Origin of the sequence: Methylomonas subterranea (assembly GCF_024505185.1) — a bacterium.
GTDB lineage: Bacteria > Pseudomonadota > Gammaproteobacteria > Methylococcales > Methylomonadaceae > Methylomonas > Methylomonas subterranea.
This window is the reverse complement of the sequence record NZ_JANIBJ010000041.1, coordinates 1-22,942: the sequence shown is the minus strand read 5'-3', so window position 1 is coordinate 22,942 and position 22,942 is coordinate 1. Positions and strand designations below refer to the sequence as shown.

At 42.4% G+C, this 22,942-nt stretch carries 35 protein-coding genes and 1 tRNA gene; all 36 read right to left on the bottom strand.

Features of this window, described 5'->3' with window-relative positions:
• Window positions 1–6: 6 nt before the first annotated feature.
• Window positions 7–1,140 (bottom strand): polysaccharide pyruvyl transferase family protein, encoded by a 1,134-nt coding sequence (locus tag NP590_RS17615; protein WP_256603964.1) that lies wholly within the window; start codon window positions 1,138–1,140, stop codon window positions 7–9.
• Between the two features lie 31 nt (window positions 1,141–1,171).
• A complete protein-coding gene (locus NP590_RS17610; RefSeq protein ID WP_256603963.1) occupies window positions 1,172–2,311 on the bottom strand; it encodes a glycosyltransferase in 1,140 nt (379 codons plus the stop codon).
• Window positions 2,308–3,699, bottom strand: coding sequence for an O-antigen ligase family protein (locus NP590_RS17605; protein ID WP_256603962.1), 1,392 nt, complete (start codon window positions 3,697–3,699; stop codon window positions 2,308–2,310). Before NP590_RS17605 ends, NP590_RS17610 begins: the two co-directional genes overlap by 4 nt.
• 50 nt (window positions 3,700–3,749) lie before the next feature.
• Window positions 3,750–5,204 carry an oligosaccharide flippase family protein gene (locus tag NP590_RS17600; protein ID WP_256603961.1) on the bottom strand — a complete coding sequence of 485 codons (1,455 nt, stop codon included), beginning with the start codon at window positions 5,202–5,204 and terminating at the stop codon, window positions 3,750–3,752.
• Window positions 5,205–5,240: 36 nt separating this feature from the next.
• Window positions 5,241–6,008, bottom strand: coding sequence for a hypothetical protein (locus NP590_RS17595; RefSeq protein WP_256603960.1), 768 nt, complete (start codon window positions 6,006–6,008; stop codon window positions 5,241–5,243).
• A 163-nt stretch (window positions 6,009–6,171) separates the two neighbouring features.
• Window positions 6,172–7,323, bottom strand: coding sequence for a glycosyltransferase family 4 protein (locus NP590_RS17590; RefSeq protein WP_371927320.1), 1,152 nt, complete (start codon window positions 7,321–7,323; stop codon window positions 6,172–6,174).
• A 1,115-nt stretch (window positions 7,324–8,438) separates the two neighbouring features.
• Entirely contained in the window at window positions 8,439–9,161 is a 723-nt protein-coding gene (locus NP590_RS17585) for a DUF4351 domain-containing protein (protein ID WP_256603958.1), read from the bottom strand.
• A 303-nt stretch (window positions 9,162–9,464) separates the two neighbouring features.
• A tRNA-Thr gene (locus tag NP590_RS17580) sits at window positions 9,465–9,540 on the bottom strand.
• 9 nt (window positions 9,541–9,549) lie between these two features.
• Window positions 9,550–9,912: a 50S ribosomal protein L17 gene (rplQ, locus tag NP590_RS17575; protein WP_256603957.1), complete on the bottom strand. Its 363-nt coding sequence runs from the start codon at window positions 9,910–9,912 to the stop codon at window positions 9,550–9,552.
• A gap of 15 nt (window positions 9,913–9,927) precedes the next feature.
• Window positions 9,928–10,935, bottom strand: coding sequence for a DNA-directed RNA polymerase subunit alpha (locus NP590_RS17570; protein WP_256603956.1), 1,008 nt, complete (start codon window positions 10,933–10,935; stop codon window positions 9,928–9,930).
• 17 nt (window positions 10,936–10,952) lie between these two features.
• Window positions 10,953–11,573, bottom strand: coding sequence for a 30S ribosomal protein S4 (gene rpsD, locus NP590_RS17565; RefSeq protein WP_256603955.1), 621 nt, complete (start codon window positions 11,571–11,573; stop codon window positions 10,953–10,955).
• A gap of 17 nt (window positions 11,574–11,590) precedes the next feature.
• The gene (gene rpsK, locus NP590_RS17560) at window positions 11,591–11,977 is read right to left on the bottom strand and encodes a 30S ribosomal protein S11 (RefSeq protein ID WP_256603954.1); all 387 of its coding nucleotides are present in this window, start codon (window positions 11,975–11,977) and stop codon (window positions 11,591–11,593) included.
• A gap of 21 nt (window positions 11,978–11,998) precedes the next feature.
• Entirely contained in the window at window positions 11,999–12,355 is a 357-nt protein-coding gene (gene rpsM, locus NP590_RS17555; protein WP_256603953.1) for a 30S ribosomal protein S13, read from the bottom strand.
• A gap of 69 nt (window positions 12,356–12,424) precedes the next feature.
• The gene (gene rpmJ, locus NP590_RS17550) at window positions 12,425–12,538 is read right to left on the bottom strand and encodes a 50S ribosomal protein L36 (protein ID WP_013820367.1); all 114 of its coding nucleotides are present in this window, start codon (window positions 12,536–12,538) and stop codon (window positions 12,425–12,427) included.
• Window positions 12,539–12,554: 16 nt separating this feature from the next.
• On the bottom strand, window positions 12,555–13,880 hold the full coding sequence (secY, locus tag NP590_RS17545; RefSeq protein WP_256603952.1) for a preprotein translocase subunit SecY: 1,326 nt from the start codon (window positions 13,878–13,880) through the stop codon (window positions 12,555–12,557).
• Window positions 13,881–14,315: a 50S ribosomal protein L15 gene (gene rplO, locus NP590_RS17540; protein ID WP_256603951.1), complete on the bottom strand. Its 435-nt coding sequence runs from the start codon at window positions 14,313–14,315 to the stop codon at window positions 13,881–13,883.
• Window positions 14,315–14,500: a 50S ribosomal protein L30 gene (gene rpmD / locus NP590_RS17535; RefSeq protein WP_256603950.1), complete on the bottom strand. Its 186-nt coding sequence runs from the start codon at window positions 14,498–14,500 to the stop codon at window positions 14,315–14,317. The genes rplO and rpmD overlap by 1 nt, the downstream gene beginning before the upstream one ends.
• Before the next feature lie 5 nt (window positions 14,501–14,505).
• A complete protein-coding gene (rpsE, locus tag NP590_RS17530) occupies window positions 14,506–15,012 on the bottom strand; it encodes a 30S ribosomal protein S5 (protein WP_256603949.1) in 507 nt (168 codons plus the stop codon).
• Between the two features lie 11 nt (window positions 15,013–15,023).
• Window positions 15,024–15,377 carry a 50S ribosomal protein L18 gene (gene rplR / locus NP590_RS17525; protein WP_256603948.1) on the bottom strand — a complete coding sequence of 118 codons (354 nt, stop codon included), beginning with the start codon at window positions 15,375–15,377 and terminating at the stop codon, window positions 15,024–15,026.
• 8 nt (window positions 15,378–15,385) lie between these two features.
• Window positions 15,386–15,919, bottom strand: a complete 534-nt coding sequence (gene rplF / locus NP590_RS17520; RefSeq protein ID WP_256603947.1) for a 50S ribosomal protein L6 — start codon at window positions 15,917–15,919, stop codon at window positions 15,386–15,388.
• Between the two features lie 15 nt (window positions 15,920–15,934).
• Window positions 15,935–16,330 (bottom strand): 30S ribosomal protein S8, encoded by a 396-nt coding sequence (gene rpsH / locus NP590_RS17515; RefSeq protein WP_256603946.1) that lies wholly within the window; start codon window positions 16,328–16,330, stop codon window positions 15,935–15,937.
• 30 nt (window positions 16,331–16,360) lie between these two features.
• Window positions 16,361–16,666, bottom strand: coding sequence for a 30S ribosomal protein S14 (gene rpsN / locus NP590_RS17510; protein WP_256603945.1), 306 nt, complete (start codon window positions 16,664–16,666; stop codon window positions 16,361–16,363).
• Between the two features lie 10 nt (window positions 16,667–16,676).
• On the bottom strand, window positions 16,677–17,216 hold the full coding sequence (gene rplE / locus NP590_RS17505) for a 50S ribosomal protein L5 (protein WP_256603944.1): 540 nt from the start codon (window positions 17,214–17,216) through the stop codon (window positions 16,677–16,679).
• A gap of 12 nt (window positions 17,217–17,228) precedes the next feature.
• Window positions 17,229–17,546, bottom strand: coding sequence for a 50S ribosomal protein L24 (rplX, locus tag NP590_RS17500; RefSeq protein ID WP_256603943.1), 318 nt, complete (start codon window positions 17,544–17,546; stop codon window positions 17,229–17,231).
• Between the two features lie 15 nt (window positions 17,547–17,561).
• On the bottom strand, window positions 17,562–17,930 hold the full coding sequence (rplN, locus tag NP590_RS17495) for a 50S ribosomal protein L14 (RefSeq protein ID WP_013820378.1): 369 nt from the start codon (window positions 17,928–17,930) through the stop codon (window positions 17,562–17,564).
• A gap of 28 nt (window positions 17,931–17,958) precedes the next feature.
• Window positions 17,959–18,222: a 30S ribosomal protein S17 gene (rpsQ, locus tag NP590_RS17490; RefSeq protein ID WP_256603942.1), complete on the bottom strand. Its 264-nt coding sequence runs from the start codon at window positions 18,220–18,222 to the stop codon at window positions 17,959–17,961.
• 2 nt (window positions 18,223–18,224) lie between these two features.
• Entirely contained in the window at window positions 18,225–18,416 is a 192-nt protein-coding gene (gene rpmC / locus NP590_RS17485; protein ID WP_256603941.1) for a 50S ribosomal protein L29, read from the bottom strand.
• Window positions 18,416–18,829, bottom strand: coding sequence for a 50S ribosomal protein L16 (rplP, locus tag NP590_RS17480; RefSeq protein WP_256603940.1), 414 nt, complete (start codon window positions 18,827–18,829; stop codon window positions 18,416–18,418). The genes rpmC and rplP overlap by 1 nt, the downstream gene beginning before the upstream one ends.
• A 16-nt stretch (window positions 18,830–18,845) precedes the next feature.
• On the bottom strand, window positions 18,846–19,517 hold the full coding sequence (gene rpsC, locus NP590_RS17475) for a 30S ribosomal protein S3 (RefSeq protein WP_256603939.1): 672 nt from the start codon (window positions 19,515–19,517) through the stop codon (window positions 18,846–18,848).
• Window positions 19,518–19,529: 12 nt separating this feature from the next.
• Complete coding sequence (rplV, locus tag NP590_RS17470; protein WP_256603937.1) at window positions 19,530–19,862, bottom strand: 50S ribosomal protein L22; 333 nt, start codon at window positions 19,860–19,862, stop codon at window positions 19,530–19,532.
• 8 nt (window positions 19,863–19,870) lie between these two features.
• Entirely contained in the window at window positions 19,871–20,143 is a 273-nt protein-coding gene (gene rpsS / locus NP590_RS17465; protein ID WP_256603936.1) for a 30S ribosomal protein S19, read from the bottom strand.
• 13 nt (window positions 20,144–20,156) lie between these two features.
• On the bottom strand, window positions 20,157–20,984 hold the full coding sequence (gene rplB, locus NP590_RS17460; RefSeq protein ID WP_256603935.1) for a 50S ribosomal protein L2: 828 nt from the start codon (window positions 20,982–20,984) through the stop codon (window positions 20,157–20,159).
• A 29-nt stretch (window positions 20,985–21,013) separates the two neighbouring features.
• A complete protein-coding gene (rplW, locus tag NP590_RS17455; RefSeq protein ID WP_256603976.1) occupies window positions 21,014–21,307 on the bottom strand; it encodes a 50S ribosomal protein L23 in 294 nt (97 codons plus the stop codon).
• A 2-nt stretch (window positions 21,308–21,309) separates the two neighbouring features.
• The gene (rplD, locus tag NP590_RS17450) at window positions 21,310–21,930 is read right to left on the bottom strand and encodes a 50S ribosomal protein L4 (RefSeq protein WP_256603934.1); all 621 of its coding nucleotides are present in this window, start codon (window positions 21,928–21,930) and stop codon (window positions 21,310–21,312) included.
• Window positions 21,931–21,933: 3 nt separating this feature from the next.
• Complete coding sequence (rplC, locus tag NP590_RS17445; protein ID WP_256603933.1) at window positions 21,934–22,584, bottom strand: 50S ribosomal protein L3; 651 nt, start codon at window positions 22,582–22,584, stop codon at window positions 21,934–21,936.
• Window positions 22,585–22,612: 28 nt separating this feature from the next.
• The gene (gene rpsJ, locus NP590_RS17440; protein WP_013820389.1) at window positions 22,613–22,924 is read right to left on the bottom strand and encodes a 30S ribosomal protein S10; all 312 of its coding nucleotides are present in this window, start codon (window positions 22,922–22,924) and stop codon (window positions 22,613–22,615) included.
• Between the last annotated feature and the right edge of the window lie 18 nt (window positions 22,925–22,942).

The window sequence follows — 22,942 nt, the reverse complement described above, 5'->3', positions numbered from 1 at the left end:
GCTTTCTTAATCATTAACGATTTCCCTGTTTATAAAATCCAATGCCTCTTTACGCCAATCGGCCAGCTTTTGATTAACCGCATCCCAGTCGATTTGTTCCTTCAACAAAGTTTCCGCATTGGCCAGGGTTAAATCGGTCAACAAACGCTGTTCCAAACCCACCCGCTTTAAAAGCGCTTTGGCCCTTGCATTTAAACCGCTCTTGCTGCCGCCAAGCCCGATAGTAATAAAGGGTTTGTTAAATAAAACGCTAAATACCGTGCCGTGAAAAGAATTGGTTACCACAAAATCGGCATGTTTGATATAACCCAACCATTCTTCCGGGCTGGGATATATGGTTTCGCCTATGACTTTCCATCGCCGCATGGGATTATGCGGCACCAAAATATCCAGCGACAACTTTTCGGCAATATGCGCTTGAATTTCCGTAATGCCTTCGCCGCTTCTTAAGACATAAGAAAACATATACGGCTTCTGTCTGCCGGGCGCATGAACGATAGGCGTGTAATCGGTTAATAGAATGGTTGGATCGGGCATCCAATACACCTCGCGCCCGGATAGTTTATGCGCTAACTCGACCCCGGTTTGCTCGCGCACCGAGAGCGCATCGAATGCTTTTAGCAAACCGCCGATTTCCTGATGACAACCTTCATCCAGCGTATCCCGGCCGAAACTGGCGGCGTAAGAAACCCGCTTTTTTTGCTTGTCTCCGAAACTCAGAAAATACGCCGGGTCGACGCCGAATTGCTCCGACGGATTCCAGATTTGATCGCTGCCGCAAACGTATACATCGTAAGCGGGTGCCGCGTTTCTAAGTTCGGCAAGGCTTTTATAGCTGTTATTGGATACATGCAAATACTGCCGGCGAAACGCGGCGAATTTTTCTTTCAGACCGTGGTTATTTCGCAACAAAGAATAGAGTTTCGTTAATTTTTGATAGGTAATTACCAGGTTGGCCCGAATGTTTTTTTTACTGGTTGGCAGTTTAAAACCGCCACCGCCTTCAACATAATCGGGGTGGTAGTTAATGATTTCCGCTTCAACCCCAATATTGCGCAAGCAAGTAACCAAGCCGTAAGCCTGAAAAACCGCCCCATAGTTTTCAGCAAAGTGGAATGTTAATATCCCTATTTTTTTCATAAAAACCTACTAGCTAATGATTAAAAATATATTACTCAGTGAGTACAAAATCAGGCTTATCTATCATATTATTTAGCCATTGATAAGTAGAAAGCATGTTCTTAGAAATTGTAATCCATGAAAAGTCATTTTCCATCCAAAGCCTACCTTTCATACCCATATCGTATAAAACTTGAGGAGGTAAAGTCAAAGCATGACTTAATGTGTTTACAAGCTCATCGACAGTATTATTAATCCACCAACCACAATTATTATCGATAACACCTTCCCATGGAGCACCTTTAGAAACGATAACGGGTATTGCATTAGAAAGAGCTTCGGCAACAACTACTCCAAAGTTTTCACTATGGGTAGGTAGTACAAAAAGATTGGCATTATTATAAAACTCGTGTTTGTCTCCACCATACAGAGGCCCCACGTATCGCACACGTGAATTAGGAATTGTATCTATTATTTTTATAATTTTGCTAATATAATCCGAGTCGCCAGGGCCGCATATATCTAGTTCCCAATCAGGATGAGCCTGGTAAATCTTTGTCCATGCATCCAATAATAGTTCAATTCCCTTTTTTGGATGAACCCGACTTATAAATATTAACTTTTTTATAGTTTTTTCTTTATTAATGACTGCTGGTTTATCGGGTAAATCAATGCCATTTGGAATAATACAAATAGGGCCTTTGTAACCAAAAGCACGAACATCGTCATACTCACTTTCCGCAGTAACGTGAATACAATGAGAATTTAGAATTGCAGAATATTGCCCCAACTTTCCCATAAATATTTTTGCAACCCGTGATCGATTTAAAGACCATTTTGATAGCATTCCACGGGGAGATAGAATAAATTTGGCTTCGTTGGATTTTGCAATATTATATGGATAAATATTTGGCATTAACCAAAGGCCATGAGCATGAATAATATCACCTTTTTTTACGTTATTTAAAAGAGATATTTTCATATCATTTGATGTGCCCAGTCTACCCGGAAAACCTCTTCTATGTAAAGTAATATCAAAATCATATTCATGGACATTACTATCTTTGCAGCTTAGAAGATGCAGTTCAATATTAGCACCTAATCTGTGCAAATTACTACATAACGACGGAATTGTGTACGAAGGGCCGCCAGAAATTTTGTCAATACCTGCGATAGTTTGAAATATTTTCATCTTATTTCTATCTCTTTTTTATATGTGACGGTGCAAAGTATCATAATTATCCAGTAGAAAATCCCCATGCCACCAGTCGCAAAAAAAACACATTCACCAATATTGATAAAGATTGATGCAAAAAACATACACAACCAACTAGGAGCTATACTTCTCATCGCCAATCGAATTATTGAATACATCATGAACATGAAAGTAATTGCCCCTAGCAGCCCAACCTCTTCAAGCAAAGCAGTAGGCAAAAATCCTTTTTCAACAGCAGCAGAGATTGGTATTCCCATAAAATACTGAATACTTTTAGCAGGAGCCGATCCTGGGTACACTCCAAACCCATTTCCAAACACTGGACTAGCTAAGAAGTTATCTAATTGTGATGACAATCCACCGGATCTTGATGACAATGCCTCATCTAAACCGGTGGATTCGCGCTTAAACACAAAATCATGTACAACATCTAAAAGGGAGGGATAAAAACTAATAACCACAACAATACCTAAAGTAGCGATAATTAATTTAGCTACAAATCCAGCCTTTGACTTAATTTTAGCTCGAATTATTGGCAAGTTAATAACCAATAGAGTGAAAATAAAACTCAAAAAAACAGCGACCGCAGCAGTCCTGGCTTGAGTTATGATAATAAAATAAATTAATAACGAGATTATCACTGCATCGGCTGAAAAAAATCCCTTTTTTTCAAACATGAAACGCCCAATATAAAAACTCACCATTGGCGCTAAAAAAACACCCATTGTTTGAGGGTGGTTTAATATGCCTTGAAAGCCAAGGCCATTAAGATTATAAGCAATGTTTCTGTTAAACAAAGTAAAGCCTGACAGAATCACTATTACAGACATAAGCGCAAATAGCCAAATTTCTACTTTTCTAATTTGATTGACACTTAATTTATTAAATAAGCTAATTACAGTCATGGCTGCCAATAAAAAAGATATAATCTTCAGTATTGATATCCAGACAGCACCACTTGTTATAATGGATAAAATAGCGGCAACAATCGAAAAGACAACAATAGGAATTAATTGCCGGCTTACATTCATCATGCCCCAGGGTATGTTTATTAATGAAGCAAGTATAAGTACTCCCCAGCTAAACAATGATAAATTCGCCGAATAAACCACAAGCGCTGGATTCATAAATCTAATCAAAACTAGTAATGAAATTGCTTGAATGGTTTTCTGCGGTCCAAAAAAAACTAGAACCAAGCAAATTGATGCTGTAATAGTTGAAACAATAGGATTGAAGCATACACCTACAAAAACAACCAGAAGAAGCGTAAAGTAGAGTATAAAAGCTTTTCTTTCTGCTTTAAGATCGATACTTGCTGTTTCTTTTTGTAATATCGCATCATTGCTATTAAATTGAATAATCATATAGACCTTAAACAAATGCCAGATTATTATATAGCCAATATGAAATTATGCTATGCATTCTTAACAAGCCTTGTTGTTAAATTTTTCCCAATATGCATATGTCTATTTAACAATAAAAAGTAAAAACAAACAGCTAAAAAAATTAAGCTATAGAATGCATATGAATTTATCAAGTCAATAGAAAATACATCAAAATAAAGCATAATTCCTGATACCAAAGAAAAAGGTATAAATAGCATTCCAATATCTATATAACTAAATGTACCACACACTTTTTCGATTGCATAGAAGCACACTAATACTAAAAAAATATTACGGAATAGAAACATATTCAAAGCCACTCTAGGCATGTCTAAATAATCAATTACCATCCATATAGAGCACATTTCAACTACAATTGAAAGGGCAAGCAAATAAAACCTATCCTTCCAAAAACCGGCGGATGCCAGTATTTCATAAAGTGAATTTATAAGAATGCCGGATGGTATAATCAGGCAAAGTATGCGAACAAAAACAATCGACTCATTCCATTTGCCTTTCCAAATTATATCGGTTAAAACTGGCAATATTAAATATCCTAAAATACCAATCAATGCTCCAATACTGTATGAGACAATTATGCTTTTAATAACAGCGTTCTTGTACTTTAATGAATCATCTAATAGCCCAGATAAACTGGGAAAAACAACGCTTTTAACTGTGCCATTTATTAGGGCTATTGGGCTGTTTATAATTTGAACCGCAAAAAAGTACACCCCAATTACTGAGGAAGAAAAATATGAGCCTAAAATGAAATATTGGACATTGTTTGATAATTGATATGCAAAATTACTAGCAATTACCCAAATTGAGTCTCTTAAAATATTTCCCATTCTTACATTTCTAATTCCTGTAAAGCTAGGCCAACTCTTAACGAAAAAATACGCGGAAACCGCTCCTATCAAAGGCTGCATTGCCAAGGGTATTAACAGACTAAAGATTCCAAAATTAAGCAATGCCAGCACAATGGTTAATACGTGCTTACTTAAAATTGTAATTAAATTGGATATAGATATTTCACGAAAGTCTTTTTGAATAGATAGCTTTGCTATCAATATTGGCCCCGGCGTCGCAAATAGATAACCAAATGCTAACACAATAAGAAGTAGTGTTAATTTTGGCTCTCCATAATATTCAGATATATTCTCTGATAAAGCCAAGAATAAAACACAGATAAACACATTAAATATAATTGAAAATGTTGCTATGCGTGGAGCTAGGGTTGTATATTCGCTTCCACGTTGAATAATTATCTGATCTGTTCCTCCATTTCGCATGCATGAGAATATACTTGCAATAGATAATGTAATTGCAAATAGCCCATATTCTTCTTTGACGAGTATCCAGCCCAACACAATCTGAGCAACAAACCCACCAACTCTCGCTAATATACTTGCTCCGGTGAAGTACAACGTACTGGATGCTATCGATTTATTCTTCAATGACCCCCCATAAAAGACATTCATTTTTTGCCTGACCCAGTTGTAAATATCAATAATTCATCATTCTCCATTATATTTATCAGGAAAATTATTCCGAACGAAGTCTTTAGTTTCAACCCACCAAGGCATAGAATCATTCCAATTACCCTTGCTTCCAAGTGCTCCGTTCCATATAACAAAACCATCTGCGTTATTTTTTAAGAACTCCATTTGCATCTTCCAGTAACTTGGCGGCAACTCCCTACTTCCTTTTTTATATTTTAATGATGACTGATGATAATTTGGCCATATAAATGGGATTATTTCTCTACCTTTTGCTATTTCTCTGGCCTTGGAAAGAATTAATGTTGCCCATACTTTCCATTCTTCAGGGTTATCATGATAAGTATATAAATTTGGATACACCACATCTACAGACTCGATAATTGATTTTCTAAGCACATTTTCGCTTTCCCATTTTTTTAGTTGTTTCTCCGAACGAATAACATCCCAATGCGCCCAAGCGGGGACCACCCCATAATAACCAAACTTATGACCTGGAAGAGTAGCGCGCAACTCATATAATGTATTAGAATATCTATTGATAACTTCCATTTTTTGCCTATTACTTTTCCTTCCCCAATTTTTAAACCAATGCTCAATATCTAGTATTACAAACTCTGAAGACTCTGTTAACACAATAGCGGAAATTCTATTTAAGTTCTGCTTGTTTATAGCATCTCTACTTTCTTTGGCGCCATAAATCTGCTGTTCATATATAATAGTTGATTTCGAAAATCCATATTTTGAAAAATCAGGCGCATGCTTATATCCTGTGTGAATAAACATTTCAAACGCGTGGCAATCAAACACTGTTAGCAGCAACGCACACATTAGCAACTCACAAAAAGTCTTCATATAAACACAACCTTTTCTGGCTACGCCAAAATATATTAGTTACCTAAAAATATACAATTCATAAAAAACAATAACTCATATTGGAGCTATATTTTTATAACTTGAATATGCAATCAAACTCATTTATAGCTCTCAACTTAGAAAATTTTAAATCAAATAGATTTCTTATTTTGTTTTCTTGATGCTTTACCATGGCTCGATTTTGTTCCTTAGTAATGGCTACAATTATTTGAGCTACATCACCTTGCTTAACGACATCACCACACATTTCTAACTGAATTATTTTGGCTAATTCTCCTTGCTTATCGCCAATAAATATCACCGGCCGCCCCACCGCCAAAACCCCATAAAACTTGCTCGGTACTATCAAACTTTCCAATTCCGCTTTTAAGCTAATCAAATGCACATCCGCTACGGACAGGCTTTCCGAGAGTTTTTCCCTGGGCTGGTAGGGCTTGAACATTACGTTAGATAAACCTTTCTCCCGGCATTCCTGCTGCACGCGAGGTAGTTGCGCGCCGCCGCCTATCAGTAAAAACACGATGTCGTCCCGCTGCCTCAAGGCTTCTGCCGCTTGCAATATGGTGGAAAAGTCGTGGCTGCGGCCCAGGTTGCCGGAATAGCCGACCACGAATTTGCCTTGCAGGCCCCATTCCGTGCGTAGCTGGTTTTGTTCATGCGGAACGGGATTAAGCTGTTCGCCGTCCGCCCAATTGTGGATGACGGTAATTTTATGGTTGGGTATGCCTTCCCTGCGCAAACGTTCGGCCATTAATTCGCCGATGGCGATGTTCATTTCGGCGTGTTGCAAGGTTTTGTTTCTGATGGTTTTTAATAGGCGATAAGGCAGGCCTTGCGCCAGTTTTACCCCTAGTTCCGCCGCCACTTCCGGAAACAGGTCCTGCAACCAATTGATCAAGCGCGCGCGTTTAATTGTCGAGACCAAGGCGGCAACCACGGAAATGAGGGGAGGGTCGGTTTTGGCGATTAGCGTGTCGTCTTTTTGAGCGAGTTTAAGTAAACAATAAAACGCGGACAGGTAAAAACTTAGATAGTCTATTGCGCGCCCCAGCAAGTTTTGCCGGCCAAAGCGGGTGGTAGCTATGCGATGCACGTGTACGTCTCGGATAACTTCGTATGCCGGCAACCGGGCGGAAGCGTCATCATAAAGTTGGCGACTAGTGACGATATGTAAGCTTGAATCAACACCATTTGTAACTAACCCAAACGCTAAGTCACTCAACATCTGTGCGGTAGCCGAATGATCGGGGTAGAAATAACGGTTTATAAAGATCAGCTTATGCGGTTTATCTGACTTGATCATTTTGCATTTTCCGTTGCTTATCTTGCTATGGAGGGTGTCGTAAAAATCGAAACAGTTCCTTTTCCCACCGGGTGAGGGTTAGGATTAGAGCATATAAAACATTAGTTTACTACCCTCCCTCACACCAACCCTCTCCCGCAGGAGACGGAGCTTTTACGACACCCTTCCATGAGGGTAGTTAACATGCGCTATAAAGGGAAGGCCACGTCTGCCGTAAACGCCGGTCAGATTCACTACCGCTAATGCCGAAATTATTTCGTCAAAACAGGGTAAAACAAACATATTTGGGCGCATCAGACAATACTGGCGAATGCGCCGGGCTATCCACCCTAAACTCCAGAAGCACTGAATAGGGTATATAGAGCCATTTATGTTGTTTATGGTCGTAGCAACGCCCTAGGCGCTTAGCTTATGCGTATGGGATGTCGTCCTTAATAACCTCCCTATTTTTCACCCTCACCCTACCTCCAATGCCGTTAAGTTAGGCCGTTGGTGGCGAGCGTGTCGAACGAACCATGAGAGGCTTAAGGAATCCCGAAGGTGCCGTAAAACCCTGTCTCCCTGCGGGAAAGGTTTGCGATGACGAGGGGTAAAACCAATAAGCCTTCTTTATATACCCTCATTAACCCTCTCCTGGCGTGAAACGGAACTGATCGGCTGTTAAAACAGCCTCCAAAGGGTTAACGACCTATTTTCTTCAAAACCTTTATGGACCGATCTCAAATGACATACAAGGGAATGCCTTGTAAAAGTTACTTCGTGCTCGTTCCTAACACGCACATTTTCCATTACTTATGTTACAGAAATGTGTTTTTATTGGACCAGACATCTCCGCGAATCGAAGTACGCAGTATATCACGCAGGTAAGCACAAATATTTAACGTATCATTAAACCGTACCATTCCTACCTAGTGGCGGAAACCTAAAGCAAGGTCATATACCATCAATAATAAATTTGATAGCCATGGAGGTATAGTCGAAATTCGCAAGATAACACGATTGAACTATAGATCCGGCTAAACAATATGCAGTTCACGCTACAATCCCAACCAATTTTCCAAGTCTTTGATGTCGGTAAAATCCAGCAGGGCATCGACCAAGTCTTCTAATCTTTCCATTTCTTGCTTTGGTAATTGTTGTAAAACAATTTCTAGCGCAGGTTGTAATCCGAATTTACGCCGTAGTATGCGGGTTAACAAGGCGATGCATTCTTTCTTTTTGCCGATTTTTTCGCCTTGTTCCAGAACTTGTTCCAGACCTTGTTGTAAGCCTTCTTCTGTCCAAATTTTAACCATACCCATGAGGTCACCTTCTTTTGTTTGGTAATGCTGTTGGTATTCTATGACTTCTTGTTCGGTTAGGTCTGCATAATAATCAATGAAGTCGCTGTATTTACGGATTTTGTTCGGGGCGGTTTCGTTGCGCACCAAACCCAGTTGCGCGGCCGGATAAAGTTGTAGGCGATATTGTCTGGCATGGTACATGTTGGGCAAATTGAGTCGAGCAACAATATTGTTGCTATCTTTGTAGTCTTCTGCCGAGCGCTGTTTCAAATCGCATGCTAGGTAGTTGAAGTTTAAATACGTGTGTCTGTCGTCACCTAACGTCTGGGTTTCAGCTCGCTTGCCCGTGTTGAGGAAAATCACCACCGGCACTACGCAGTCGATTTTCATGAGTTCGGCCAAATCCAGGCAGTAGTGCGCCAAACGATGGATGGAGAAGCGACTCGCTTGAGTCTCTTCTTCAATAACGAACAGCAAGGCTTCGCGTTTAATCCCAATTCGCTAAGTGATTATCGCGACTATGCATTCGCTCTCCCATAATGCCAAAGGCCGCGCGTAACACCTACAAAGGCGGACACCGACAATTATTGAAACAGACAGCCGCCATGCTGAAAGTGCAAAAACAGGATTTAGATTAGATAACGTGATTAGCACCGGCAACCGAGCCGGAAAACTGACTAAATGATCGAATTAAACAGGCTATTTTTTCTAGCATGTAACAGCGGCGTAACCCCAGAAAATAAAAAAGGCCTTCGGTTTCCCGTAAGGCCTAATTTTATATGGAGCTGGTGATGGGACTCGAACCCGCGACCGGCTGATTACAAATCAGCTGCTCTACCAACTGAGCTACACCAGCATTTTATTCTTAACCCGCTCTATCTACCAGTTCAACGTATGCCATCGGCGCATCGTCGCCTGATCTAAAGCCGCATTTGATTATTCTCAAATAGCCGCCTTGTCTTTCTTTATATCTGGGGCCCAGTTCGTTGAACAGCTTTGTCACAACTTCTCTGTCACCCAGTTTGGAAAAAGCGTTACGTCTTTTGGCCACACTGTCTTCTTTTGACAAGGTGATCAAAGGTTCGGCGATCATACGCAACTCTTTTGCTTTTGGCAATGTGGTTTTAATCAGCTCATGCTTGAACAAAGAGCACGCCATGTTGCTGAACAACGCGCCTCTGTGGCTGCTATTTTTATTTAGTTGTCTACCTGACTTACGATGTCTCATTTCTGTGTGCCTTGTTTATATACCAATTTGGGACTGATCTACCAGATTCTCCGGCGGCCAGTTTTCAAGTCTCATGCCCAACGATAAGCCCTTTATTGCGAGAATGTCTTTGATTTCGGTGAGCGATTTTTTGCCCAGGTTCGGAGTTCTCAGCAGTTCGACTTCAGTACGTTGTATCAGATCGCCGATATAGAAAATGTTCTCGGCTTTGAGGCAATTAGCCGATCTGACAGTTAATTCAAGATCATCGACCGGTCTTAGCAAGATAGGATCGAATGCTTCTTCTTCGACTATATTTTCTTCGGGCGCTTGTTCCTTGACTTTTTCGAAATCAACAAACACAGATAACTGGTCATGCAATATCGAAGCGGCAAGTTTAATCACGGCTTCGGGGTCGACTGTACCGTTGGTCTCCAGTTCTATAACCAGCTTGTCAAGATTGGTTCTTTGCTCTACGCGTGTGGTTTCAACGTGATAAGCCACCTTGACGATTGGACTGAAAGCGGCGTCCACCATCAAAACTCCAACCGGGGTGTCGTCCATTTGCTCTTTGCGTACAGCCGCAGGTATATAACCGCGTCCGCGTTCGATTTTTATCTTGATATCGAGCTGTTTATCTTGGGTAAGATTCGCTATAACCAAGTTGGGGTTGATGATTTCAACACTGCTGGTCGTCTCGATATCCGCAGCTGTCACACAGCCAACGCCCGATTTCGACAAAGTCAAGGTTACTTCGTCCTTGCCGTGCAAAACTACCGACAGCTTTTTTAAATTTAACAGTATGTCTATAACGTCTTCTTGAACACCCTCAATCGTGGTGTATTCGTGCAAGACGCCCGCTATAGATACTTCTGTTACCGCACAACCGGGTATTGAGGACAGCATTACTCTGCGAAGAGCGTTACCTAAAGAATGCCCATAACCGCGTTCGAGCGGCTCGATGACGATTCTTGAATGGTTCGCCGAATGGCTAATTACTTCAACTAATTTTGGCTTTAACAAACCCGCAATAGAACTCTGCATACCTTAATCCAACGAAATTACTTAGAATAGAGCTCAACTACCAACTGCTCATTGATCTCAGATCCCAAATCAACACGATCCGGCAGAGATTTAAAGGTGCCACTCATAGACTTTGAGTTGACTTCTACCCATTGGGGGAAGCCGTACTGTTCCGCTACGACAAGAGCGTCTTTGATGCGCTGTTGGCTCTTCGCTTTCTCTCTCAATGAAATGACATCGCCCGCGGCAACTTGGTATGAGGGAATGTTAATCAATTGGGAGTTGACGACGATGGCCTTATGCGACACCAGTTGGCGCGCTTCGGCGCGAGTCGATGCGAATCCCATTCTGTAGACTACGTTGTCAAGGCGCGACTCTAAAAGGTTAAGCAGGTTTTGACCTGTTGCGCCTTTTTGCAAGTCCGCAGCCTTATAGTAGTTTCTGAACTGTTTTTCCAGCACACCGTAGATGCGACGCAGTCTTTGTTTGGCTCTCAACTGTAACGCATAATCGGAATTTCTGGTGCGTTTGGCACCGTGCTGACCTGGACGTTGATCCAGCTTGCATTTACTTTCTAACGACTTTCCCCTGCTTTTCAGGAATAGGTCGGTTCCTTCTCTGCGACTTAATTTGCAGACGGGTCCAATATATCTTGCCATTTTTTACTCCAAAACCTTTATACGCGACGTTTTTTAGGCGGACGGCAACCATTATGCGGAATGGGTGTGACGTCTACTATATTGGAAATTTTAAAGCCCATGCTGTTCAACGAACGAACAGCGGACTCTCTTCCAGGGCCGGGCCCCTTGATCATAACGTCCAGGTTTTTCATGCCATATTCTTGTGCAACCAAGCCCGCTTTCTCGGCGGCTACCTGAGCGGCAAAAGGTGTACTTTTTCTAGAACCTCTGAAGCCTGAACCGCCGGAGGTGGCCCATGAAAGAGCGTTGCCCTTTCTATCTGTGATAGTCACGATGGTATTGTTGAATGATGCGTGCACATGGGCGATGCCATCCGCCACTTCTTTTTTTATGCGTTTTTTAACACGGTTTTGGGTTGCCATTAACTTGCCTTTTTAAAAACTTTATTTTGTAACGGGTTTTCTAGGGCCTTTGCGGGTCCTTGCGTTGGTTCTGGTACGCTGACCTCTTAACGGAAGCCCTCTTCTATGTCTAATGCCTCGATAGCATCCAAGATCCATTAACCGCTTGATGTTCATTGAAACTTCGCGACGCAGATCACCCTCAACTGTCATTGTGGAGATAACTTTACGAATATTTTCGACTTGATCTTCAGTTAGTTCTTTGATCTTTACGGTAGTTTGTATGCCAACCTTAGCGCAGATAAGCCTTGCAGTCTGCCTTCCAATTCCATATATAGCAGTCAATGCAATTTCTGCGTGCTTATGATCAGCTACGTTTATACCGGCTATACGAGCCATCCAGATACTCCTAAAGTTTGTTTCTTAAGTTAATCGAGAATTATAACATCTTTCTTGAAAAAAACAAAATTAACCTTGACGCTGTTTGTGTCGACCATCTTTGCAGATAACTCTGACAACACCGCTTCTTTTAATAATTTTGCAGTTCTTACAAATGGGCTTGATTGATGCGCGTACTTTCACGGCGATCTCCTATTAATTAATTTCGTTTAAGATTTGCCTTTTTCATCAGGCTTTCATATTGTTGAGACATTAAGTGCGTTTGCATTTGTGATATAAAATCCATCACAACAACTACAATAATCAACAACGACGTACCGCCGAATGAAAATGGAACATTCCAATATACAATTAAAAATTCAGGCAACAAACAAATTAAGGTTATGTAAATCGCCCCCACGAGGGTTAAGCGGGTCATCACCTTGTCGATGTATGCAGTGGTTTGTATACCTGGTCTGATTCCTGGCAGATATGCGCCTGACTTTTTTAGATTCTCGGCCGTTTCTTTAGAATTGAAAACCAACGCTGTATAAAAGAAACAAAAGAATATTATTGCCAGAGCGTAAAACATGACATAAACAGGCTGACCGGGAGATAAGACTGTTGAAATATCCTGTAACCAGGAGAAGCCGTCTACGTGGCCGAACCAACCGGCTATCGTTGCTGGAAACAGTATTATGCTCGAGGCAAAAATGGGAGGGATTACACCCGCCATGTTCAACTTCAAGGGCAAAAATGACGTTTGACCCGCATATACCTTATTACCTTGTTGACGCTTAGGGTAATTTATCGTAATGCGCCGCTGAGCTCTCTCAACGAAGACGACAACGCCGGTAACCACTATCGATATAGCAAACAGCAAAACTATGAAAGCACTATTCATCTCACCGGTTCTGGCTAATTCGAGCGTGCCGCCTATCGCGGACGGAAGACCTGAAACGATACCAGCAAAAATAATCAGCGATATGCCGTTGCCGATTCCTCGCTCAGTCACTTGTTCGCCAAGCCACATCAGGAAAATCGTGCCTGTCACCAAGGTTAGCGTAGTAACCAGGATAAACGCGAATCCAGGGTTAATAACTACCGACAAACCGCCGGCGGTTTGATTTTGCAAAGCGATTGAAATACCTATGGATTGAAATGTAGCCAGGACTACCGTCGCGTATCGGGTAAATTGGGTAATCTTACGACGCCCGGATTCACCTTCTTTCTTCATCTGTTCCATGGCGGGAACGACGATGGTCATCAACTGCATGATGATGGAAGCCGAAATGTATGGCATGATGCCCAGAGCAAACAAACTCAGCCTCATCAATGCACCGCCGGAAAACATGTTAAACATGTCAAGGATGGAACCGGATTGTTGCGCAAACATGGCAGCCAAAGCGTTCGGATCAATCCCCGGCACCGGAATGTGAGCACCAACGCGATATACAACGAAAGCACCCAATACAAATAGCAGTCTTGACTTTAACTCTCCAAACCGGAATTTACCGGCGGGAACATCATACCCTTTTGTACTCACTTAAGCCTCGACTTTACCGCCAGCTGCCTGTATAAGCTCAAGCGCGCCTGCAGTAACTGATATACCTTTTAAGGAAACAGCCTTGGATATTGCGCCTGAATTAATCAACTTAACTTTTTTTGAAAAAGCCGGCACAACGTTGTTATCGATTAAAACCTGCAGATCGATAACGCTAGCTTCCAAGCCTTCAAGCTCATGCAGTCTAACTTCCGCAGTATACTTTTTCATTCGTGAAGTGAAGCCTACTTTTGGCAGCCTTCTTTGCAAAGGCATCTGACCACCTTCGAAACCGACTTTATGATAACCGCCTGCACGAGCTTTCTGGCCTTTGTGCCCCCTGCCGCAGGTTTTTCCGTCCGTACAACCGATTCCGCGACCAACTCGCTTTGCTTTTTTTCTTGCACCGTAAGATGCTTGAATAGTATTAAGGTACATCAAATTTCCTCGACTTTTAGCATGTATGCAATTTTATTAATCATACCCCTATTTTCCGGAGTATCGATTACTTGTACAGTTTGACGTATTTTATGCAGACCCAAACCTTTCAAACATTGCTGATGACTTTTTAATCTACCGTTCTTACTTTTTGTCATCATTACACTTAATTTTTTGGCTACCATGAAAATTATCCTGTAATTTGTTCAACACTCAAACCGCGTTTTGCCGCGATTTGTTTGGCATCGTGCATAGACGTCAAACCGTTAATTGTCGCTCTGACGACGTTGATTGGATTACTGGTCCCGATGCATTTCGCCAAAACGTTGTGAACGCCGACCACTTCAAATACTGCTCTCATCGCGCCGCCGGCGATAATACCGGTACCTTCGGAAGCGGGTTGCATGTAAACTTTTGCGGCGCCGGTATTGGACATGATGGAATATTGCAGAGTGCCTTCTTTCAGGGCAACTTTCCGCATGTTCTTTCTGGCTTGCTCCAGTGATTTTTGAATCGCTACTGGTACTTCGCGGGCTTTGGAAACGCCATAACCTACACGTCCTTCCCCATCTCCCACGACTGTCAGTGCGGCGAAACCAAATACCCGACCGCCTTTTACCACTTTAGCTACGCGTCTTACGTTAACAAGCTTTTCTTGCAAACCGTCTGTACTACCTTGAGCTGGTGCTGTTGCCATTCTAATTCCCCTTAAAACTTCAATCCAGCTTCACGTGCGGCATCTGCCAATGCTTTTACGCGACCGTGATATTTAAAACCCGAACGATCAAATGCTACATGCGTGACGCCGGCCGCGAGTGCTTTCTCGGCAATTTGTTTACCGACCTCAGTTGCCGCAACTATGTTGCTTGTATTTTTAACCGCACCCTTAACGCCTGCCTCAACTGTTGAGGCGGCGGCTAGCGTGGTCTTACCATCCACACTCAAGACTTGAGCGTAAATGTGCTGGGAGCTTCTATGAATTGTTAAGCGATTAACTTCCTGCTTTTTGATTTTGCAGCGTAGTTTCAAAGCTCTTTTCAATCTGGCGGACTTTTTATCCATCTGTTTACCTATTTTTTCTTGGCTTCTTTGCGAGCAACATATTCATCGGCAATTCTTACACCTTTACCCTTGTATGGCTCGGGTGGACGAAACGACCTTATCTCCGAGGCAACTTGTCCAACTTTTTGTTTATCGCTGCCTTTAATATGAAGCTCGGTTTGAGATGGCGCCTCAACAGTGACTCCTTCCGGAACCGAGTATTCAACCGGATTCGAATAACCCAGCGATAGCGTCAGCAAGTTGCCGCTGACTTGCGCTCTGTAACCCACACCTACCAGTTGCATTTTTTTAACAAATCCTTCTGAAACACCTTTAACCATGTTGTTAATCGATGCTCTAGCAGTCCCGGCGAATGCTTTCGCATTCTTCACACTGTCATCCCATACGATCTTGATTTCATCTTGGCCTATATCCAATTTCACAGACTCGTGAAGTCCGAAAGTTAATTCACCCAATTTACCTTTAACCACCATCATATTACCATCGAGTTTAATATTAACGTCCGACGGTAATGAAATAGGAGCATTCGCTACTCTTGACATAATATCTCCTAAGCTTTAGCAAACTGTGCAAATCACTTCGCCACCATGCCCGATGGCACGCGCAGCTCGATCTGTCATTACACCATTGGAAGTGGAGACAATTGCAATCCCCAAACCACCCAACACTTTTGGTAATTCGTCTTTTGATTTATAAATGCGTAAACCAGGGCGACTAATTCTTTTAACATTCTCAATAACAGGTACGCCGTTGAAGTACTTCAATTCGACTGTCATTTCGATATGGCTTCCGCTTTGCTCGACCATATAATCTGTTATATAACCTTCTTCTTTTAAAACTTTTGCGATTGCCAGTTTAAGTTTGGAAGAAGGCATCTTTACACTTTTTTTACCTGCAGATTGACCATTTCTTATTCTGGTCAGCATATCTGCAATTGGATCTGTCATACTCATAAATTTTCTCCAAATACGTAAAGTACAGAATTACCAGCTAGCCTTAGTTACACCTGGTACATCGCCACGCATGGTGGCTTCTCTAAGTTTGTTACGGCTAAGGCCAAATTTTCTGTAATAACCATGCGGACGACCGGTCAGGTTACAACGATTACGCAATCTGGATTTACTAGAATCCCTTGGCAATTTTTGCAATTGGAGCTGAGCATTTTCTTTTTCTTCAAAAGAAGAGTTAGGTGACCTAACGATTTCTTTTAAAGCATCTCTTTTAGTTTGATGTTTTTTTATTAGTTTTGCCCGTTTAACTTCACGTGCAATCATTGATTTTTTAGCCATGTCAGTGCCCTTAGTTTTTAAATGGAAAATTGAATTGCTTCAACAACGCCAAACCTTCTTCATCGGTTTTTGCGGTTGTAGTTATACAAATGTCCATCCCACGCAGAGCATCTATTTTGTCATAGTCTATCTCTGGGAAAATAATTTGTTCTTTTATACCCAAGGAATAGTTGCCACGACCATCAAAACTTTTGGAACTCATGCCTCTAAAGTCACGGATACGCGGAATTGCGATGGTAATCAATCTATCGAAAAACTCATACATTTTCGCTCCGCGCAATGTAACTTTACAGCCTATAGGCATGTCATCGCGGATTTTAAAACCGGCAATTGATTTTCTTGCCAAGGTGACAACCGCTTTTTGTCCGGCGATTTTTTCCATATCCGCCACAGCGGATTGGAGAATTTTTTTGTCTGCAATTGCCTCTCCGACACCCATGTTAAGGGTGATTTTGGTCAGTTTCGGCACTTGCATGATTGATTTATATCCAAACTGTTCTTGCATTGCTTGAACAATTTCATTTTTGTATTTTGATTCCAGTCTAGCCATAGCTCTGATACCTTATAGACCAACAACATCATTGGTTGATTTAAAAAATCTGACTTTTTTTCCGTCTTCCAGAATTCTAAACCCCACACGATCTGCTTTTTTAGTCTTAGGATTGAATAAAGCCACGTTTGAAATATCGACAGGCATAGTTTTTTCTACAATGCCTCCCGAAACACCCAGATTAGGATTTCCCTTTTGGTGCTTCTTGACTGTATTGACGCCCTCAACCAGTACTTTTCTGTCGTTCAAAATTTTTGCAACCTTCCCTAGTTTGCCTTTGTCTTTCCCTACAATAACGATTACTTCATCGCCTTGTTTAATTTTCTGCATTTCGATACCCAATAATTAAAGTACTTCCGGAGCCAGCGAGATAATTTTCATGAATTTATCCCCTCTCAATTCCCTTGTTACTGGTCCAAATATACGGGTACCAATAGGCTGAAGTTGGTTGTTTAAAATAACAGCGGCATTGCCGTCGAAACGAATTACAGAGCCATCTGCTCTACGCACTCCTTTACGGGTTCTAACCACCAGGGCGTTATAAACGTCGCCTTTTTTAACCCGTGTACGTGGCATCGCATCTTTAACGCTGACTTTAATAATGTCGCCTATGCCTGCGTAACGTCTGTGAGAGCCGCCCAATACTTTGATACACATGACCTTTTTTGCACCACTATTGTCGGCGACGTCAAGGCTAGTTTGCATCTGAATCATTTTAAATTCCCAACTAAGTTCGAATTAATTATCTGTTTGAAGCTTCAAGAACTTCTACCAGTTTAAATGTTTTGTTTTTAGACAGTGGACGACACGAAGTTATCGAAACGATATCGCCCTCATTGCACTGGTTATTTTCGTCATGCACTAAAAATTTGGTCGACCGTTTGACATATTTTCCGTAAACAGGGTGTTTGACCAATCTCTCGACTAAAACGGATACGGTTTTATCCATTTTATTGCTGACGACGCGACCCGTGACCGTGCGTATTTTCTCTGATTTATCATTCATACTTAAACTCTCGCCATTTCGCTTAAAACGGTATTGATACGAGCAATATCCCGCCTAACCTGTTTCACTTGGCTTGATTTCACTTGTTGCCCAGCACCTTTTTGCATACGCAAATTAAATTGCTCACGGGCCAACTCCAAAAGATTGGCCATCAACTCATCTTTTGTCTTGTTTCTCAATTCAGTCGCTTTCATTACATTATTGTCCGTGCGGAAAATGTTGTTTTTACGGGAAGTTTCGCCGCCGCTAAATCAAACGCCTCACGCGCAAGCTCTTCGGAAACACCCTCAATTTCAAATAACATTGTTCCAGGTTTAATTTGAGCAACCCAGTATTCTACACTACCTTTACCTTTACCCATACGTACTTCCAAAGGTTTTTTGGTAATTGGTTTGTCGGGGAAAATCCGGATCCAGATTTTACCACCCCGTTTTACGTGACGGCTGATTGCCCTACGAGCCGCCTCAATTTGGCGGGCCGTCATTCTACCACGACTGACTGACTTTAAGCCATACTCACCGAAACTAACTGACGATCCCCTTAAGGCTGTGCCGTTGTTTCTTCCAGTATGTTGCTTACGAAATTTCGTTCTTTTCGGCTGAAGCATTGTTCTATTCCTTCAACTATTTTTTAGAATCAGAGTTTAATGAAGCCGCATGCGCATCCATGTCGAAAACCTCACCTTTGAATATCCATACTTTAATACCGATGATACCGTAGGTAGTTTTTGCTTCAGCTGTTCCGTAATCGATATCGGCGCGTAAAGTATGTAAGGGCACTCGCCCTTCTCTATACCATTCGGTACGAGCAATTTCAGCGCCATTCAAGCGGCCGGCAACCGTGATTTTGATACCTTCCGCACCTAAGCGCATTGTATTCGTTACAGCTCTTTTCATGGCCCTACGATACATGATGCGTTTTTCCAATTGCTGAGCAATGCTTTCAGCAACCAAGTAAGCGTCCAGTTCTGGCTTTCTGATCTCTTCAACGTTTAATTGAACAGGCACGCCCATCATGGCGGAAATATCTTGTCTCAATACATCGATATCTTCGCCTTTTTTACCTATGACAATACCCGGACGCGCGGTGTGCACGGTAATGTTGGCGTTATTGGCGGGGCGATTGATCTGCACTCTACTAACAGATGCATGAGCAAGTTTCTTTTTAATATATTCGCGAACTTTCAGATCTTGTAACAGAAGAACTGGGTAATTCTGGCTATTTGCATACCATCTGGAAGTCCAATCTTTAACGATCCCAAGACGTATGCCTGTAGGATGAACCTTTTGACCCATTTTCTACCTCTATTAGCTTTCTGCTACTTTAATTGTTATGTGACAAGTTCTTTTCAGTATGTGGTTTGCTCTTCCTTTAGCTCGTGCACTGATCCTTTTCATTGTGCGCCCTTCGTTCACATACACTGTTGACACCTTCAACTCGTCAACATCCGCGCTTTCGTTGTGCTCTGCGTTTGCAATAGCAGATTCAAGAATCTTCTTGATTATTGCCGCAGCCTTCTTTGAACTAAAGTTCAACAGATTTAGCGCCTTTTCAACCGGCAATCCGCGGATTTGATCACCCACCAGTCTAGCTTTCTGCGCAGACAGCGGAGCATTACTCAATTTAGCTGAAACTTCCACACTAACTCCTATCTCGATTTTTTATCAACAATATGGCCTTTATAAGTTCTGGTGGGGGAAAACTCTCCCAACTTATGACCAACCATATTTTCGGAAATCAGTACGGGAATGTGCTGTTTACCATTGTGCACAGCTATGGTCAGACCCAACATATCGGGGCTAATCATGGATCTTCTTGACCAAGTTTTAATCGGTTTCCGGTTATTTGCTCTCACTGCTTCTTCAACTTTTTTCAGCAAGTGATGATCAATAAATGGACCTTTTTTAATTGAACGCGGCACGAGTTATACCTCTTTATTTTTGCTTACGGCGTCTGACAATCATGTTGTCAGTACGTTTATTTTTGCGTGTTTTGTAACCTTTGGTAGGTGTACCCCACGGAGAAACCGGGTGCCTGCCACCAGAGGTCCTGCCTTCACCACCGCCGTGGGGGTGATCGACAGGGTTCATAGCCACACCTCTAACGGTAGGACGCACGCCGCGCCATCTCTTGGCACCAGCTTTACCCAACGAAACGAGATTGTGCTCTGAGTTAGATACCTCTCCAACCACACCTTTACACTCGGATGGGACCTTGCGCATTTCGCCCGAACGAAGACGTATCGTTACGTAAGCACCATCTTTGGCAACGAGTTGTACGGATGTTCCCGCGCTTCTGGCGATTTGCGCGCCTTTACCCGGCTTCAACTCGACGCAGTGAATCGTTGTACCCAAGGGCATGTTACGAAGCGGCATACAATTGCCGGGCTTAACGGGCGCGGTTTCTGCGCTCACAACCTCTTGGCCGATTTCAATCCCTTTCGGCGCAATGATATATCTACGCTCACCGTCTTTAAATAAAACCAAGGCTATGTTAGCGGTCCTGTTTGGATCGTACTCAATCCGTTCCACTACCGCCGGAATCTCGGTTTTGTTGCGTTTAAAGTCAATAATGCGGTAGAACTGCTTGTGTCCACCACCTACATGGCGGGTAGTTATCCGCCCCGTGTTGTTACGACCACCAGATTTGCTCTTTTTGTCCAGTAGTTGCGCAAATGGCTTACCCTTATGCAAATCATTATTTTGTACACGCACTACAAACCGAGAACCCGGAGAGGTCGGTTTTGATTTTAGAATAGCCATGCTTTTCTACCGCTCCTATTGATCTTTTATTAAGCTGTTGCTAATTCAATATTGTGTCCAGATTGCAATTTGACATATGCCTTTTTCCAATCTGATCGCTTACCCAATGTACGCCCAAAGCGCTTGACCTTACCCTTCACATTTAAAACACGAACTGAATCGACCTTAACTTCAAACATCAATTCAACCGCATTTTTAATTTGCAACTTCGTGGCTGTCTTTGCAACTTTAAACACAAATTGATTGCCCTTGTCGGCCACTATAGCGCTCTTTTCCGACACGATTGGCGCGGAAATAATGTTCGCTAACTTAATTTGTTGAATGCTCATGCTAAACGCTCCTCAATCTGCTTCAGTGCAGCAGTTGTTGCAATAACTTTATCCGCCGAGACCAAGGACACTGGGTCTACACTGGTTGGAGTTACAACAGCAATGTAAGGCAGGTTTCTCGCGGCCAAAATCAAATTTTCATTCAATTCGTCCGCCACAACTAAAATTCGCTTTGCATCTATATCTTTAATTTTCGCCAGAAACTCTTTAGTTTTCGGTGATGCGGGTAATATGTCATCGCACACAGCGATACGTTCTTGTCTCAACAACTCCGAAAAGATCGAACGAATGCCAGCTTTGTACATTTTTTTGTTCAATTTTTGATCGAACGATCTAGGCTGAGCGGCAAAATTAACACCACCTGTACGCCAAATCGGACTGCGCGTCGTCCCAGCACGGGCGCGACCCGTGCCTTTTTGCCGAAACGGTTTGGCACCGCCACCGCTCACAGCCGAGCGATTTTTTTGTGCTTTCGTGCCAGACCTAGCGGCCGCCATATACTTGACTACTAACTGATGAACCAGGGTTTCGTTAAAATCTTGGCCAAAAACCGATTCCGACACATCTAGTGCCTGAGACGTACCTTGATTATTGATTGCAGGTATTTGCAGACTCATCACTTAACCCTTATTTAGCATTTTAACTGCGGGCGTAATCACTACATCGCCACCTTTCGCGCCAGGAACCGCGCCTTTCACCAAAATCAGACTTCTTTCGGCGTCCACCGAATGGATCGTCAAATTTTGCACGGTCGTTTTAACCGCTCCCATTTGGCCGCACATTTTTTTGCCCTTAAATACTCGGCCCGGAGTTTGGTTCATACCGTTCGAGCCGGGCACCCGATGCGATCTGGAGTTACCATGCGTAGCATCTTGAGTTCTAAAGTTATGTCTTTTTACCGTACCGGCAAAACCTTTACCGATGCTAGTACCGGAAACATCAATGGTTTGTCCTGCTTCAAAAACGCTTACAGTCAATTCCGAACCGGCAGCTAATTCAACGCCTTCTTCGTCTTTTAATCTGAATTCCCACAAGCCACGACCAGCTGTTACGTTTGCAGCTGCATAGTGGCCAGCCATGGCTTTATTAACTTTTGAAGACTTAACATCTCCCGCGGCAACCTGAATCGCGCGATATCCGTCGGTTTCGACGTTTTTCACTTGTATTACTCGATTAGATTCGACGTGTAATACAGTTACCGGCACAGAAGTACCATCTTCACAAAAAATACGGGTCATACCACATTTACGACCAACAAGACCTATTGACATCTGCCAATTCCTCTAAATTTTGCAGCTTTTATTTAAGCTTAATTTGAACATCAACCCCAGCTGCGAGATCAAGTTTCATCAACGCATCCACGGTTTTATCGGTTGGCTCAACGATATCGAGTAACCGCTTGTAAGTTCTTAACTCATATTGATCACGCGCATCTTTGTTTACGTGCGGTGATATCAATATGGTAAAGCGTTCTTTTCTTGTTGGCAGCGGAATCGGGCCTTTTACTTGCGCGCCAGTTCTTTTTGCTGTCTCAACAATTTCACCCGCCGATTGATCGATCAATTTATGATCGAATGCTTTCAATTGGATACGGATAGTTTGATTAGCCATTTCTTTTACTCAATGATT

Coding starts and splice junctions, on each gene's coding strand:
- rpsE (WP_256603949.1), bottom strand. CDS start 15,012: ATGGCAACAGCACCAGCTCAAGGTAGTACAGACGGTTTGCAAGAAAAG.
- rpsJ (WP_013820389.1), bottom strand. CDS start 22,924: ATGGCTAATCAAACTATCCGTATCCAATTGAAAGCATTCGATCATAAA.
- rpsK (WP_256603954.1), bottom strand. CDS start 11,977: ATGGCAACCCAAAACCGTGTTAAAAAACGCATAAAAAAAGAAGTGGCG.
- rplD (WP_256603934.1), bottom strand. CDS start 21,930: ATGAGTCTGCAAATACCTGCAATCAATAATCAAGGTACGTCTCAGGCA.
- NP590_RS17600 (WP_256603961.1), bottom strand. CDS start 5,204: ATGAATGTCTTTTATGGGGGGTCATTGAAGAATAAATCGATAGCATCC.
- rpsM (WP_256603953.1), bottom strand. CDS start 12,355: ATGGCTCGTATAGCCGGTATAAACGTAGCTGATCATAAGCACGCAGAA.
- rpmC (WP_256603941.1), bottom strand. CDS start 18,416: ATGAAAGCGACTGAATTGAGAAACAAGACAAAAGATGAGTTGATGGCC.
- rpsD (WP_256603955.1), bottom strand. CDS start 11,573: ATGGCAAGATATATTGGACCCGTCTGCAAATTAAGTCGCAGAGAAGGA.
- rpsH (WP_256603946.1), bottom strand. CDS start 16,330: ATGAGTATGACAGATCCAATTGCAGATATGCTGACCAGAATAAGAAAT.
- rpsC (WP_256603939.1), bottom strand. CDS start 19,517: ATGGGTCAAAAGGTTCATCCTACAGGCATACGTCTTGGGATCGTTAAA.
- rplX (WP_256603943.1), bottom strand. CDS start 17,546: ATGCAGAAAATTAAACAAGGCGATGAAGTAATCGTTATTGTAGGGAAA.
- NP590_RS17595 (WP_256603960.1), bottom strand. CDS start 6,008: ATGTTTATTCACACAGGATATAAGCATGCGCCTGATTTTTCAAAATAT.
- NP590_RS17605 (WP_256603962.1), bottom strand. CDS start 3,699: ATGATTATTCAATTTAATAGCAATGATGCGATATTACAAAAAGAAACA.
- rplO (WP_256603951.1), bottom strand. CDS start 14,315: ATGTACCTTAATACTATTCAAGCATCTTACGGTGCAAGAAAAAAAGCA.
- rplN (WP_013820378.1), bottom strand. CDS start 17,930: ATGATTCAGATGCAAACTAGCCTTGACGTCGCCGACAATAGTGGTGCA.
- NP590_RS17590 (WP_371927320.1), bottom strand. CDS start 7,323: ATGTTGAGTGACTTAGCGTTTGGGTTAGTTACAAATGGTGTTGATTCA.
- rplB (WP_256603935.1), bottom strand. CDS start 20,984: ATGGCTATTCTAAAATCAAAACCGACCTCTCCGGGTTCTCGGTTTGTA.
- rpmD (WP_256603950.1), bottom strand. CDS start 14,500: ATGGTAGCCAAAAAATTAAGTGTAATGATGACAAAAAGTAAGAACGGT.
- rplR (WP_256603948.1), bottom strand. CDS start 15,377: ATGGATAAAAAGTCCGCCAGATTGAAAAGAGCTTTGAAACTACGCTGC.
- NP590_RS17610 (WP_256603963.1), bottom strand. CDS start 2,311: ATGAAAATATTTCAAACTATCGCAGGTATTGACAAAATTTCTGGCGGC.
- NP590_RS17570 (WP_256603956.1), bottom strand. CDS start 10,935: ATGCAGAGTTCTATTGCGGGTTTGTTAAAGCCAAAATTAGTTGAAGTA.
- rplQ (WP_256603957.1), bottom strand. CDS start 9,912: ATGAGACATCGTAAGTCAGGTAGACAACTAAATAAAAATAGCAGCCAC.
- rpsQ (WP_256603942.1), bottom strand. CDS start 18,222: ATGAATGATAAATCAGAGAAAATACGCACGGTCACGGGTCGCGTCGTC.
- NP590_RS17615 (WP_256603964.1), bottom strand. CDS start 1,140: ATGAAAAAAATAGGGATATTAACATTCCACTTTGCTGAAAACTATGGG.
- rplC (WP_256603933.1), bottom strand. CDS start 22,584: ATGTCAATAGGTCTTGTTGGTCGTAAATGTGGTATGACCCGTATTTTT.
- rpsN (WP_256603945.1), bottom strand. CDS start 16,666: ATGGCTAAAAAATCAATGATTGCACGTGAAGTTAAACGGGCAAAACTA.
- rplP (WP_256603940.1), bottom strand. CDS start 18,829: ATGCTTCAGCCGAAAAGAACGAAATTTCGTAAGCAACATACTGGAAGA.
- rplE (WP_256603944.1), bottom strand. CDS start 17,216: ATGGCTAGACTGGAATCAAAATACAAAAATGAAATTGTTCAAGCAATG.
- rplF (WP_256603947.1), bottom strand. CDS start 15,919: ATGTCAAGAGTAGCGAATGCTCCTATTTCATTACCGTCGGACGTTAAT.